Raw genomic sequence first — 15,660 nt, 5'->3', positions numbered from 1 at the left:
CCTGTCAAAATGACGGAGCAAATTTAATTTTCTTAGGAGGATAAGGTTTTGGGTAAGGGAGACAAACAAAAAGACCGTACACAGTTATCCTTAAGAACAGAAATAAGCAATCAAATGAAAGAATTGAATCGGCTTTTGCTGCAAGTGCTGCGGGTGACGCTGCGTTCAATGGGTCTGACCGGCGAAGCGCCGGCAGCTTCCTGTCTGCCTTTATATGAGCGCTGGCTGGAAGAAAGCATACGTCTTTTAGACAGCGATTTTAAAAGCAGTGAAACGGCCGCGGTGTGGGAAGAGTGGCATAAGAAGAAAAACGAATGGCTGAAAGATCCGGATATGAAAGCGCAGGCTCTGCTGGCGGATACCGTCATTCAAGCTTTACCTGACATTTTAACAGGCAAAATAAAAGCCACTGACGTGATGTTTCCCGATTCTTCAATGGAGCTTGTTGAAGGAATCTATAAGCATAACATTCTCGCTGATTATTACAACGATGTGCTGGCAAATGAAGCGTGTATTTATGTGGAAAATGTAATTAAAAACAATCCTGAGGCAAACATCCGTCTGCTGGAGATCGGAGCGGGAACCGGCGGAACGAGCAGCACACTGTTTAAAAAGCTCCGCCCCTATCAAAACCATATTCAGGAATACTGTTATACCGACTTGTCAAAAGCTTTTTTAATGCATGCCGAAAAGGAATACGGCGCGGACAATCCGTATTTGACGTATCAGCTGTTTAATGTGGAGAAGCCTGCGGCGGGCCAGGGATTACATCTGAAAACCTACGATATCGCTATCGCCGCAAACGTGCTGCATGCTACCAAAAATATCCGGAAAACCTTACGTACGGCAAAAGCTGTATTGAAAAAAGACGGTTTGCTGCTCGTTAATGAACTGGGCGGGCATACGCCGTTTACACATGTTACATTCGGCTTATTAGAGGGCTGGTGGCTGTACGAAGATGAGGCGCTGCGGATTCCGGGGTGCCCCGGTCTTTATCCGGAAACATGGAAATCCGTTTTAATGGCTGAAGGCTTTCATTCCATTCAATTTCCGGCTGAAAACGAACGTCTGCACACCCAGCAGATTATCACAGCGAAAAGCAACGGAGTCATCAGGCAGAGCAGGGAAGCTTACACCGCGCAAAAGCGCCAATCAAACGTACCGCGAACATCCTCTGATCGTCAGCTCCCCATCAAACAAGCGGGAGAGGGGCTTTCGGAAAAGACAGCGGCTTTTCTGATAAGGGCTGCGGCAAAAGTATTAAAAATGCCGGCAGAAGAGATAAACCCGCTGGCTCCTCTGGATGAATACGGCATTGACTCTATTCTGATCGTTCAGCTGACGAATGAGCTGCGGGATCTCGTCCCTGATATCAGCAGCACGCTGTTTTTTGAATATCGGACGATAGAAGAGCTTGCCGCATACTTGGCTGAAACGAAGGAGCGCGAACTGCATGCGCGATTTTCTGAAGAACTCCCTCATACTGAAGCGGTATCATCCGGCTCTTTGCTTGAAAAAAGCACAGAGTACCTGAAACAGATCGTCAGCGTCATCTTAAAGATGCCGATTGAGGACGTTCAAGCCCATACGCCCCTTGAAGAATACGGAATCGATTCCATCTTAATCGTACAGCTGACCAACCGCGTGCGGGAAGACGTTCCTGATATCAGCAGCACATTGTTCTTCGAGTATCCGACAATCGGCGGATTAGCGGAATATCTCGTCAGCTCAAGACAGGAAGATATGGCCGGGATTTTCAAGACAAATAAAGAAGCCGAAAAGGCGCAGCACACTTTAGAGAAAAAGCAAAGCCGCAAAAAAAGCGCCGGATTGACGAAGCGCCAAGCATCATCTTTTTCTGAAAAAGCGCCGCCCGCTTCCGAACCGCCGTCAAAACACCTTGAAGTGGCCATTGTCGGTCTTGCCGGGAAGTATCCCGGAGCTGAAAATGTTAATGAGTTCTGGGAACGGTTAAAGACCGGTGAACACGGAATCACCGAAATTCCGAAAGACCGCTGGGATTGGCGGGACTACTATGATGAGACAAAAGGTAAGGAAGGCCGGATGTATACAAAGTGGGGCGGCTTTTTAACAGACATTGATAAATTTGATCCGCTGTTTTTTAAAATCTCCCCGAAAGAAGCGGAGCGCATGGACCCGCAGGAGAGACTGTTTCTGGAAACCGCTTATGCGGCCCTTGAGGATGCCGGGTATACCCCTGATTCACTATGCGCCGGTAAAAAGGTTGGTGTCTTTGCGGGTGTCATGAACGGCAATTATCCGACAGGGGCCCACTACCACTTTATCCCGAACCGCGTATCCTATGTGTTTGATTTTCACGGTCCGAGCATCGCGGTCGATACCGCATGCTCCTCATCCTTAACCGCCATTCATCTCGCCGCAGAAAGCATCAGAACAGGTGCATCTGAATGCGCGATTGCCGGCGGCGTAAACCTGATTACAGATCCGGTTCATTATATCGGACTTTCTTCTATGAGAATGCTGTCACCGTCAAACGCGTGCAAAGCGTTCGGTGATAAGGCTGACGGGTTTGTTGACGGAGAGGGCGTCGGCTGTATCGTGTTAAAGCCGTTGAAAAAGGCTGTTGAAGATCATGATCATATATACGGTGTCATTAAAGGAAGCGCTCTGAACGCCGGCGGCAAAACGAACGGGTTCACCGTTCCGAATCCGAATGCACAAGGAGAAGTGATCGCAGAGGCGATGGAGCGGGCAGGGATTGATCCGAGAGCGATCAGCTATCTGGAAGCCCACGGCACCGGCACTTCCTTGGGAGATCCGATTGAAATCGCAGGGTTAACCAAGGCTTTCCGACGCTATACGGATGCAAAGCAATTTTGTTCCATCGGTTCTGTTAAATCCAATATCGGACACCTGGAAAGTGCGGCGGGCATTGCTGCGGTCACCAAAATTCTTCTTCAGATGAAACACGGATATCTGGTGCCGTCGCTGCATTCAAAGCAGCTGAACCCGGAAATTGATTTTGAAACTTCTCCTTTTATCGTGCAGCAGGAAACGGCGGAATGGAGACGGCCGGTCATAGAATCTGAAGGAGTAACACGGGAATATCCGAGAATCGCGGGTACATCTTCTTTCGGAGCGGGCGGAGCAAATGCCCACTTGCTGATAGAAGAGTATGAACCGGCTGAAATGACTTCGGCAGACACCGGCCGTCCGGCGCTTTTTGTTTTATCGGCAAAAGATAAAGACCGCTTGCGCGAGCGGGCTCTGTTGCTGTCGGATGCCGCCGGAAACGGAACAATTACAGATGCGAACCTGCTTGACGCGGCATTTACCCTTCAAGTCGGCAGGGTTCAGATGGAAGAACGGCTGGCGATGACAGCGGACTCTGTTTCTGAATTGGAACAGAAGCTGACTGCTTTTCTGAATCATGCTGGTTCTGTAAGCGGGGTGTTTACAGGCCGGGGTGATGATGCTGGCACAGAAACGGAAGGCACAGTCAGTGATTGGACGGAAAAACGTCAATTTGACAGTCTTTTGAATGCCTGGGTTCACGGGACGCCCGTCGATTGGGCATCTTTATATAAAGGCGCGCTGCCGCATCGTATCAGTCTGCCGTCTTATCCATTTGCAAAAGAAAGCTACTGGATGAAGCGGGAAGAACAAAAAACAGGAACAACTGAATATGTGCATCCTTTCCTGCATGAAAATACGTCAACCTTGGCGGAGCAAAGCTATCATACATCTTTTACAGGCCGGGAACACGTTTTCCAGAATGTGAGAGGGGAGCGGGTTCTGTCGGCAGCCGTTTATTTAGAAATGGCGCTTGCGGCTTATCATCATGCGGCAGACAGCTCTGAAGAAAAAGAGATATGGATCCGAACGGCGGCATGGACTGACCCGATTACCGGCGGACATCACGGTGCGGGCGTCAATCTCTCCCTTCTGTCTGAAGACGAGGAAGGCATCCATTATGAAATATACAGTGACGAAGAGAAGCTGCATCATTATGGAATCATCGGACAAGGGAACATACAGCCATCCCGCGTGCTTGATATTGCCTCCTTACAAAAAGACTGCCGCCCGCTGTCATTCGATTATGAAACACCAGGCACATCAGGTGTAACGATCAGTAAGGAGTTCCGCACCGTTGAAAAGCTTTATGCGGGAGAAAATGCGGTTTGGGCGAAGCTTGCTCTCACAGATGAAAGCGGTCGTAATCCGGGATATCATCTGCCGCCGGAATTTCTGGACGCAGCTTTTCATGTCCTGGCAAAAACGGAGCCGTCAGTCCATATCGTGCCTGAAGCGGTTGAAGAACTCCGCGTCATGCGTCTGTGCTCATCCGGCATGTGGATGTATATTAATAAAAAGAATCAAACCGGCTGTGACATTCAATTTTGTGACGAAACCGGCATTGTCTGCGCAGAAATCAAAGGGATAAGAATGAGACAGCCGTCTCAGCAGGATCACGGGCAAGAGGAACAATCCGAGATGATGATATTTGAAGAAATATGGACGCAGCAGCCTCTGAAGAAATCCATTCATGAAGAGCTGAAAACGGTCATCTGTTTTCTTACGGGAGAAGCTGCCAGAAAGCATGCTTATCAGTCTTTACAATCCCTTTATCCGGGAGCCGGCGTGTTTTTTATTTCACAGGGTGAGGAAACTCAAAAGCTTTCAAACACGCATTATCAAATTAAAATCACTGACGGACAAGCATATCAAGAAACATTTCGGCATATTGAAACGGCTGCAGGCAAAGCGGATGCCGTTTTATATGGATGGCCGCTTGAAGATGAAAAGGCCGTGAAAGACTATTCCATTCTGTATCATGTGATCCGCGCAGCTGCTTCTTTGCGTTTTAAACCGGGGCGAATCCTTCTTTCCGCTCAGTGCGGGACCGATACCGATATCAGTTACGCCGAGTCATGGATCGGGCTGGAACGGTCGCTGAAACTGATCTTGCCGGAGACGGATACGGCCGCGGTTTATTTTGGACAAAAAGGACCGTTAGAAAAACTGATCCATAACGTATGTGAAGAGCTTCACAGTGAACCATTCCGCAGTGTCATGTACAGTGGGGAAATCCGTCACGTCATGGAAATGAAGCAGACGGATATTGCCCCTGTTGAGAAGCGTGTGATAAAAAGCGGGAAAACGTACTTGATTACCGGCGGATGCGGGGGATTAGGCTTGTTATTTGCCGGATATTTCGCTGGAAAAGGACCGGTTACGCTCATTTTGACAGGGAGATCAGCGGCAGGCGGCCCGGTGCTGAACAAGATAAAGAGATTGGAAGAATCGGGCGCCAAGGTGTTTTACGTGCAGGCGGATGCCGCAGATCAGGCTCAGATGAAGAAAGGTTTGCAAGAAGCGAAAGAGAAAGGATGCGGGCCGATTCACGGTGTCATTCACGCTGCAGGTCTTCAAGGCACTGAAAGTATTCTGGAGAAAGATCTGCAAACCTTTCAGCAAGTCTTATCGCCAAAAGCGGACGGCACCGCGGTGTTAGATCAGGTTCTGTCACGGGAGCCGCTTGACTTCTTCTGTTGTTTCTCTTCTTCTTCAGCGATTTTAGGAGACTTCGGTTCTTGTGACTACGCGATGGGGAACCGCTTCCAAATGGCTTTTGTCCGTCACCGGGATAAACTTGTGAGCCTCGGACTCAGAAGCGGCAAGTCACTTGCAATCAATTGGCCGCTTTGGAAAGAAGGGGGGATGCATGTCGGCACGGCGGAAAGCACCGATATGTATTTAAAATCAAGCGGACAGCGTTATTTATACACAGAGGAAGGACTCGAAGCTTTTGAAACATTGTTAGTCCAGCCGTCCAGCCAGTATCTCGTCCTGGCCGGTTTTCCGTCGAGGGCCAAACGCTTCCTGCAGATAGATCAAGGCGAACGGCCGATTTCGGGTTCTGTAAACAGGAATGTCCCGTTTTCAGGAAGGCGGAGTGAAATGAAAGGCTTCACGCTGGAAGAATGCGTAAGCTGGGATGTGAAAGAACTGGCGGCGGGGCTTTTGAAAATAGACAAGAACAGACTGACGGACGCTGACAATCTGGCTGATTTCGGCTTTGATTCTATCAGTTTGGCGGAATTCGCCTCTTCTTTGTCCGCTCACTACGGAATTGAAGTGACACCGGCCCTGTTCTTTGGACATTCCACACTGGAGAAGGTCGTCCGCTATTTTCTGACGGAACACAAGTCCGTCATGGAGCATGTCTATGAAGAAAAGAAACCTGAATCCGCAGATCAATCTGTCTTTGAAAAGGCAGGAACGGAAAAGCGAAAGAAGCAGTGGGGAAGAAATAAGCTGAATGCCGGAACCGAAGGCAGTCAGGCAGCTGATTCCATTGCCATTATCGGCATGAGCGGCCGATTTCCTCAGGCGCGCACGGCGGACGAGCTATGGGACATTCTGTTTCAGGAAAAGGATGTTGTCGCACCGGTCGCAAAAAAAGGCTTCACAAGTTCAAAATGGAAACTCGGCGCTGTACCGGGGGCGGACGAATTCGACCCTTTATTTTTTGAAATATCGCCGAGGGAAGCTGAAACGATGGATCCGAAGCAGCGGCTGCTTCTTCAGGAAGCGTGGAGGGCCCTTGAGGACGCCGGCTACGGCGCCAGTCACATCAGGCAGCAGACGATCGGTATGTTTGTGGGGGCGGAAGAAGGAGATTATCACCTTTTAACACGGGACAAAGGCAATGTCACGTCTCATCATAACGGTATTTTGGCGGCGCGGCTGGCTTATCACTTGAATTTATCAGGTCCTGTGATGGCGATAAATACAGCATGTTCTTCGGGACTCGTTTCTGTCCATCAGGCAGTATTAAGCCTGCAGAATAAAGAGTGCACAACAGCTGTTGCGGCCGGGGTGAATATCATGAATACCCCGGACTTTTTTGAAACGATAGATAAAGCCGGAATGCTGTCGGAAAACGGGAAATGCTTCGCGTTTGATAAAAGGGCTGACGGCATGGTTCCGGGGGAAGCGGCCGCGGCGGTTGTTCTGAAGCCGCTGAGAGAGGCGGAAGCGGATGGTGATCCGATTTACGGGGTGATTCGGGCGAGCGGCATCAATTATGATGGGAAAACAAACGGAATTACCGCTCCGAGCGGCGTCGCGCAGACCCGGCTGCTTACTTCCGTTTATGACCGGGGCCGTATCAACCCTGAAGATATCGAATATATCGTCACACACGGCACAGGTACAAAACTCGGTGATCCGGTGGAAATTAACGCGCTTTATGACGCATTTTCTGCCTATACAAACGAAGAAGCATTTTGCGCGCTCACATCAATTAAAACCAATATCGGCCACACGTTTGCCGCATCAGGCATTGTCAGTTTGATCAGTCTTTTACAGGCGTTTTCCCGTGAAATGATTCCCGCCAGTCTGCATTGCAGCGGGGAAAACCGCTATATCAACTGGGAGAAGAGTCCTTTTTATGTGAATAAAACGGGTAAACCGTGGCCTTCTCTGCCGGGTAAAAACCGAATGGGGGCAGTCAGCGCATTCGGGATGAGCGGAACAAACGCCCATGTCGTTATGGAAAGCTATAAGCGCAGCGCTTCACCTCATCGTGATGCCCCTGCATATTTACTGACTTTGTCTGCAAAAACAGAGGAGGCCCTTCAGGAAAAAATCGAAGATATGATCACTTGGGCGGAAAATGGCGGACTGAAAGAAAATGATCTGGCCCAGCTTAGCTATACGTTGTTAAAAGGACGGCATCACTTTAATCATCGCGCCGCTATCGTAGTGCAAGATGCTGATGACGCAGTGTATGTATGGAAGCAGGCAAAGCTTAATGAACATCATCCTTATGTGTTTTCGGGAAAAGTACCGCAGCACTTTGCAGGCCGTCAGCATATTCAGGAGCACATAATAGAAGTGCTCGGCAAGTGCAGCGCCTCATATTCTGACCATAGAAAGTATCAGGAGCTGTTATGCGTGCTGGCAGATTTTTATTGTCAAGGTTATGAAATCGAAGGGGACTTGCTTTATGGCGGACCTTTGCCGCGAATCGGCAATTTGCCGGGCTACCCGTTTGCCAGACAGACGTATTGGGCGTCCGATCGTCTTCAGAGAGAGCTTGAAAGCCGGAATTCAGCTGAACGTGAAAAGCTCCACCCGCTGCTCCATGCGAATACATCGACCTTTACCGCCCAGCGCTTTACTTCTGTTTTTTCAGGGCATGAACCGTTTTTTGCCGATCATATCGTCAATGGAAAACCGGTGCTTCCGGGCGCGGCTGCTTTAGAAATGGCCCGGGCCGCCGTTACGCTGGCTGCTGAAGACTTGCCCGGCGGGAAAACGGGTGTCCGGCTCAAACAGATTGTTTGGCTCCGGCCGGTGACGGCGCTTTCTGAAGGAGTGACGCTTCATGTAAAGCTTCAGCCGGAAGAAAACGGAGACATCGCTTTTGAAGCGTATGCCGAAGGGGAAGAGCCGCTTGTCTTTTTCCAGGGAAAGGCCGTGCTCGAAGAGACGGAGCGTGCTCCTGTTCTCGATGTGGAAGCGGTTCAGGCGCGCTGCGGCGGCCGGCGTATGTCAAAGGCTGAGTGCTATGAAGCGTTCGACAGCCTCGGCATCACCTACGGACCGTCGCATCAGGCGCTTGACGCCGTCTATGCCGGAAACGGAGAAGTGCTCGCGAAGCTCACTCTTCCGCCGTCCGCCCGCGAAGAAAAGGAGCCGTTCATCCTGCATCCGAGCATGCTGGACGCCGCCCTTCAGGCTTCTATCGGTCTCGTGCTCTCGGACGGTTCCGCGTCCGGACGGCCGTTTCTGCCGTTTGCCCTCCAGGATATGCAGGTGTTTTCTGCGTGCCGTGAGACGATGTGGGCGGTGCTTTCCTCAGCGGAAGGCGCCTATCATATTGAGCTGTGTGACGAAAACGGCGAGGTATGCGTCCGATTGACGGGACTCACCGCCCGTTTTCTGGAAGAGGACACGGAGGAAAAACCGCTCTTGCTTCAGCCAAAGTGGCAGGAATCACCGCCGGGTGAGGGAGGCGGACAAGAAGCGTCTTTCAGATACGTGACGCTGTATGGCGGAATGAATGCTGAGGACATAAGCGGCGCCGTATGTGCGGCTGACGGCGAAGGACCGATTGAAGACCGTTATGACGCCTGCGCGGCGGAGCTGTCAGCGATCGTCACGCGTCTTATCAGAGAAAAACAGAAGGGAAAAACGCTGATCCAGCTTCTTGTCCCCGACAGGGGGGAAGACAATGTATTGGCGGGGCTGGCCGCTTTTCTGAAAACGGCTCACCTTGAACATCCGAAGCTGTACGGCCAAGTCATCCAAGCCGATCCGGACGAGTCAGCATCATCGCTTCTTGCCAAGCTGAAAGAAAACCGGGCCCATCCTGAACAAGCGGAAATCCGTTATGAAAACGGCAAACGTCTCGTCAGAAACTGGCGTCATCTGCCGGCCCCTCAAAGCGGTACCGTTCCGTGGAAAGACGAAGGGGTCTACCTCCTCACCGGGGGAGCGGGCGGCATCGGACTGATTTTCGCTGAAGAAATAGCCTCCCGCGTCAAAAACGCCGTCCTCGTATTAACGGGGAGGGCGGAAGCGCTTGATGAAGACCGCTCCGCCCGCTTACGGCGCTTGGAAGCGTCGGGTGCCCGCGTATTTTATCAACCGGTTGACGTGACAGACAGGGCGGCGGTCACCGCCCTCGTCCGCGGCATACAGGAGGAGCACGGAACACTCGACGGGATCATTCACGGCGCAGGCGTGATCGCTGACAACTACATTCTGAACCAGACAGAAAACGAACGGAAGACCGTCATGGCGCCGAAGGTGAAAGGGCTTATCAATCTTGATGAAGCAGCGAAAGATGTGCGGCTGGACTTTTTCATTCTGTTTTCTTCCTTGGCGGGAGGAGTGGGAAATCCGGGGCAGGCCGGTTATGCGTCAGCCAACGCATTTATGGATGTTTATGCAGCCCGCCGAAACCGTCTCGTGCGGGACAACAAGCGGAGCGGGCAGACCCTGTCCGTTAACTGGCCGCTTTGGGAAGAAGGCGGTATGCGCGTGGACAAAGAGACAGAGCTTCTGATGTACGAACAGACCGGAATGAAAGCCATGCGATCGGCGTCAGGCATCCAAGCGCTTTACGCCGCTTTTGCATCCGGAGAACACCAGGTCATGGTGGCAGAAGGCGACGAAAAACGGATCCGCAGCCATATTTTCGATCTGGGCGAAGAACAAAGCGCCGCCGGAAAAGCTCCGGCAGTGGCAGATGCAAGAGATCTGAAAGATCAGGTGCAAGAGAAACTAAAGCGGCATGTATCAGATCTTTTAAAGGTAAGCATGAAAGATATTGAGGCTGACAGCGAACTGACGGAATACGGATTTGATTCGATCATTTTCACTGAATTTACAAATCTATTAAATCGGTCTTATCAGCTTGAGCTCAGCCCGACTATCTTCTTTGAATTTCCGACATTGCGCAAACTGAGCGGCCATTTGATATCTGAATGGAAAGAAGCATTCAGCGGCTTAGAAAGAGAGAGTTTAAAAACCGCTCCAAAAGCCGGAATAAGAAAAGCTGAAGCTCCGGCGGCCGTTCATGTCAAGCGGGAAACGCCCGTATCCGTAAAAGGAAAATCAGAAGAAAAAACCGAACCGATAGCCATTATCGGAATCAGCGGTATTTTTCCGCAAGCGAAAGACATAGATGAATTCTGGACACGTTTACAAAAAGGAGAGCATTGCATTACAGAAATTCCACGAGATCGCTGGGATTGGCGCGAATATTTCGGCGATCCGGCAGCGGATGCAAATAAAACGTCAATTAAATGGGGCGGTTTTATAGATGGAATCGCCGGGTTTGACCCGCTGTTTTTCGGGATATCTCCGAAAGAAGCTGAAATGATGGATCCTCAGCAGCGTCTATTAATGATGTATGTGTGGAAAGCCATTGAAGACGCGGGGTACTCAGCAAAACGGATTGCCGGAACAAAAACCGGCATTTTCACCGGCACATTGGGAAGCGGATATCAAACCTTAATCAATAAGGCGGGTCTTCCTGTCGAGGGGTATACGATGACCGGAATCGTGCCGTCCGTCGGGCCGAACCGGATGAGTTATTTTCTTGATATCCACGGGCCGAGCGAGCCGGTAGAAACCGCTTGTTCAAGCTCTTTAGTCGCCATTCACCGCGCGGTAAAAGCCATTGAAACGGGAGATTGTGATATGGCGGTCGCAGGGGGCGTCAACACGATCGTCACGCCTGAAGGGCATATCGGTTTTCAAAAAGCAGGCATGCTCAGTGAAGACGGGCGCTGCAAAACATTTTCTGATCAGGCTGACGGTTATGTCAGAGGAGAAGGTGCCGGCATGATTGTCTTGAAAAAGCTTTCAGAGGCTGAGCGTGACAGGGATCACATCTACGGCCTCATCCGCGGTACAGCGGAAAATCACGGCGGACGCTCAGCGTCACTTACCGCGCCGAATCCGCAGGCTCAGACGGATGTACTGAAAAGCGCTTATCAAAAAGCCGGTATTCACCCGTCAACGATCACTTATATAGAAGCGCACGGAACAGGAACGGCACTCGGAGACCCGATTGAAATCAATGCATTGAAAAAAGCTTTCCAAACAGACGGGGCTCCGGGCGGATATTGCGGGATAGGCTCAGTGAAGACAAATATCGGACATTTGGAGCTCGCAGCAGGCATTGCGGGCGTTATCAAAGTATTGATGCAGCTGAAACATCGGACGCTCGCCAAAAGTCTGCATTGCGAGAACATCAATCCCCATATCAAATTGAAGGACAGCCCGTTTTACATTGTGACAGAAACAAAGGAGTGGGAAGCGCTGCGTGATGAAAACGGCCGGGTCCTGCCCCGCCGGGCGGGTGTAAGCTCATTCGGTTTCGGAGGCGTCAATGCGCATATCGTTATTGAAGAATACATGGGCAGAAGTGAGACGGAACAGCAGGAAACCCGTGAGAAAGCGTCATCTCTTTTTGTTTTGTCAGCTAAAAATGAAGAGCGGCTGAAAGAAAGAGCGCGTCTCCTTCGCGATTTTATCCAAAACGGATCATTCCGCCATATCGATCTTGCAGATGCCGCATACACACTGCAGACCGGACGGGATGCGATGGAAGCGAGGCTGGGAATCATTGCAGGCTCCGCAGAGGAACTGACTGAAAAACTGAACGCGTTTCTGTTGGGAAAAAACAGCGAAGATATCATCAGCGGCCGTAAAAAACGCGAGAATAACACGATTTCCATGTTCTCAGACGATGAAGACGCCGCTGACCTCGTCAGCGCCTGGCTTGAGAAAAAGAAATACAAGAAAGTGCTGCGGCTCTGGGCAAACGGATTTGACACGGATTGGGAGCAGCTGTATACGGACAGTAAGCCGCGCCGCATCAGCCTGCCCTCCTATCCGTTCAGAGCAGACCGCTATTGGGTGCCGAAACGGGAGCAGCTGCCGCTTTCGAATCAAAAAACAGTAGTATTGCAGAAAACATGGGAGCCTTGCGAGGCAGTGTCTTCATCCGAGCCATTCAGCAAAATAGCGCTCATCGTCTCTGAAGATACAAAAGACCTTGCCGCCGAGGTGAAAAAACAGCTGAATGATGCTGACATTGTGCAGGAAAATCAGCTCATCTCTTTCTTACAGGATGCGAATGCGGCCGTCTATTCGGGGTTTATTGACTTCACCGGCTGCGGCTCCCGACAAAAGCGGCAGGACATCAGCTGGGTGGCATCGCTGCAGCAGCTGATTGAATACGGCCGCGGACAAGAAAACATGAAAATGCTTTATCTTACAAAAGGGCTTGAATCCTTCAAAAATAAGGCGGCCGCTATGCATGGTATTGAAAAAGCGGGGCTTTATCGCATGATGCGGCATGAATACAGCCATATTCTCACCTGTCACGCCGATATTGATCCTGAAGAGCCGCTGGAGCAGACAGCTGCTTTTATTAAACAAGAAATTGAATCAGACTTAACGGAATCTGCTGTTTGCTATAGGGAGGGCATGCGCTTCAGCTATGTTCTTCGGCAGACTGATCAGATTGAACCTGAAGCCGTGCAAACAGACCGGACTGTGTTTCCAAAAGACGCCGTCCTGATGATAACCGGAGGAACGCGCGGTCTCGGCGCTTTATGCGCCAAGCATTTCGTTTCAGTGTACGGTGTGAAGAAACTGCTTTTGACAGGCAGAAAGGAGCTGCCGTCGAAAACCGAGTGGGATCTTGAGCAAACAGACCCTGTCGTTTCGGAAAAAATACAGCTTATCCGGCAGCTGGAATCACAAGGCGTAAAAGTGTGCGTCTCAGCAGTTGATCTGACGGATAAGCAGGCCGTCGGACGGCTTATAAAAGAGGTAACCTCAACGCTCGGACCTGTCGGAGGCATTCTGCATTGCGCAGGAATTGCAGACCGTGAAAACCCTGCTTTTCTCCGCAAATCCAAAGACAGTATCGCGCGGGTGCTCGCCCCGAAAGCAGACGGCCTTCACAGTCTGTATGAGAGTGTAAAGGATGGTGCGCCGGCATTTTTCGTCCTGTTTTCATCTGTCTCGGCAGCCGTCCCGATTCTTGCGGCGGGACAGAGCGATTATGCGATGGCGAATTCTTACATGGACTATTTTGCAGAAAACAATGAGAGCGGCATCATCAGCATACAATGGCCGGCATGGGATGAGACGGGCATGAGCAGGGATACAAAAAGCGGGATTTATGAGCAAACGGGATTGCTGCGGCACTCTGACGCAGAAGGTCTCAAGATGCTTGATTACATTTTAAGAGAAAGACCCGGAGCTGTCGTGCTGCCGGCACAAGTGAAACATGATTGGGACATCAAAGCGCTGGAAAACGCCAAGCCAGCCGCCCATAAAGGAATGAAAGCAGCTTCCAAACCTCCTGAAACAAAAAAGCGGGGACATAACCGGACTGATATTCAATCTTGGCTGAGGTCGCTTTTGGCAAAAGAGCTGAGTATCGATGAAACGCATATGGATATCGATGTGCCTTTTCAGGAATACGGAATGGATTCTATCTTTCTGGCGCAAGTGCTGACAAAGATTGATCAAAAACTGCCGTCCGTTTCAATTGATCCGACTGTCCTTCTGGAGCATCCTACCATTGAACAGCTCGCGGATTATTTAGCCGCACATTGTCCGGAAGCTTTTTCGGCAGATGCAGCGGTTCCCGCGGAGAAGTTCCCTTTGCAGAAGACGCCGAAACGGAGCAAAAAAACGGCAGATAAGCCCGGGAAACGGGGAAAGGTTGCGATCATCGGCATGGCCTGCCATTTTCCGAAAGCGGGGGATATAAAAGAATTTTGGAAGAATCTCCGCAGCGGAACGGATGCCGTCATTGAAGTTCCGCCGGACAGATGGGACACCGGGGAACACTATCAGCCGGGTGAATATCAAGAAGGAAAAAGCATCAGTAAATGGGGCGGTTTTATTCACGATATTGATCGATTTGACCCGGAGTATTTTAATATTTCAGAAACGCTGGCACCGATGATAGACCCGCTGCAAAGGCAGTGGCTCGAGGTGAGCGCGGAAGCTTTAGCCGATGCCGGTTATCAAAAAGAGGATCTCTGGGGCCGCCGTATCGGCGTTTTTGCCGGTGCAAGGGCAGGTGCGTTTCATCAGAAATTTCAATATTTGCAAAAAGACGCGATTATTGGCGCGGGGCAAAACTTTATTACCGCACACATGGCGCACATTTATAACTTTACAGGACCCAACCTGGTCGTGGATACGGCCTGTTCCAGTTCGCTTACGGCAATTCATTTGGCCGTACAGGCTATTCAAAATGGAGAAGCGGAAGCGGCCTTTGCGGGCGGGGTTGACATTTTGCTTGATGAAAAACCTTTTCTCACAATGAGCGCGGCGAGAATCTTATCGCCAAACGGCCGTTCAAAATCTTTCGATGCCGGTGCGGACGGAACAGGAATCGGAGAGGGCTGCGGTGTGCTGATGCTCAAGCCGCTCGAAAAAGCGATAGAAGACGAAGATAAAATATACGGCGTTATTGACGGCTCTGCGATAAATAACGACGGCAGCACAATGGGTGTGACGACGCCGAATCCCCGGGCGCAGCAGGACTTGATTGAGCAGGCGGTTCAATCAGCGGAAATCGAGCCGGACACCATGACATACGTAGAGACGCACGGAACCGGTACATTGATCGGCGACCCGATTGAATTAAAAGGATTAACCAATGTCTTGTCTGCTTATTCCGATGAAAAACAATTTTGCGGTGTAGGAAGCGTCAAAAGCAATATCGGCCACTTGCTGAGTGCGGCGGGCGCGGCGGGAATCATCAAAGTATTGCTGGCGATTGCCAATGAAGAACTGCCGCCGACTTTGCATTGCCATAAACCGAACCCCCGGTTTCAATTTAATGATTCGCCGCTTTATCCTGTGCTTGAGCTGAAGCGGTGGGACGGAAAAAAAGAGATACTCAGGGCCGGGGTCAGCGCGTTCGGTTTGGGCGGGAATAATGCCCATATCATTGTCAGCAACGAAGGAATACCGAAAGAGCGAAAAGCGACCATGGAACCGAAAGGCGGCCAGACAGTATACCGAAAACAGCGGTATTGGCCTGAAAAAGCACAGTTGTCCGAAGCGGAAGAAAATAAGGCGGGCACAGAAGCAATGTTTGAAATAAGCGAGGTGTGA

The 15,660-nt window shown here is 50.7% G+C and carries 1 protein-coding gene; it reads left to right on the top strand.

Annotation, left to right across the window (positions count from 1 at the left end; translation table 11 throughout):
- Window positions 1-48: 48 nt before the first annotated feature.
- Window positions 49-15,660: an SDR family NAD(P)-dependent oxidoreductase gene (locus tag U2H13_RS11650; protein ID WP_376700467.1), complete on the top strand. Its 15,612-nt coding sequence runs from the start codon at window positions 49-51 to the stop codon at window positions 15,658-15,660.

It is taken from the genome of Bacillus sp. A1 (assembly GCF_042296235.1).
Classification (GTDB): Bacteria; Bacillota; Bacilli; order Bacillales; family Bacillaceae; genus Bacillus; species Bacillus velezensis.
Note: the sequence above shows the minus strand (reverse complement) of the source record. Positions and strands in the feature narration are given on the sequence as shown.